The sequence below is a fragment of the Stenotrophomonas pictorum JCM 9942 genome, from assembly GCF_001310775.1.
GTDB lineage: Bacteria > Pseudomonadota > Gammaproteobacteria > Xanthomonadales > Xanthomonadaceae > Stenotrophomonas > Stenotrophomonas pictorum.
Genome location: NZ_BAZI01000814.1, coordinates 1 through 541, shown reverse-complemented (window position 1 = coordinate 541; position 541 = coordinate 1). Strand labels below are relative to the sequence as shown.

1 pseudogene is annotated in these 541 nt (G+C 69.7%); it reads left to right on the top strand.

Features of this window, described 5'->3' with window-relative positions:
• Window positions 1-541 (top strand): annotated as a pseudogene (locus tag JCM9942_RS20420) (carboxylesterase family protein); the annotation flags it as partial.

Sequence of the window (541 nt, the reverse complement as noted above, 5' to 3'; positions counted from 1 at the left end):
TGGCAGGGCTCGGCCCGTGGCTGGAAAAGAACGCCGACAGCTTCCCGGCGCTGGTGGTACTGCCGCAGGTGCCCCAGGACGAGGAATGGCTGGGCCGCAACGCGCGCATGGCGCTGGCCGCGCTGGATGCGGCCAGTACCGAGTTCCACGCCGATCCGCAGCGCATTTACCTCACCGGCATGTCGATGGGCGGCTACGGCACCTGGAACTGGCCTTGATGCAGCCCCAGCGCTTCGCCGCGCTGGTGCCGGTGTGTGCGGCGATCACCGCCCCGCGCATAGGCCGCACCACATTGCGGGTGGATCAGGTGGCCGATGAGACCGATCCCTACACCGCCGTGGCCACCCGGCTGCGCGGGGTACCGGTGTGGATGTTCCATGGCGCCGATGACACCGTGGTGCCACCGACCGATGCGCGCCTGATCGCGCAGGCCGCACAGCGGGTCGGCGCCGACCTGCGCTACACCGAACTGCCTGGTGTCGGCCACAACGCCTGGGATCCGACCTACCGCGATCCGGCGATGTGGGCGTGGCTGTTCCAG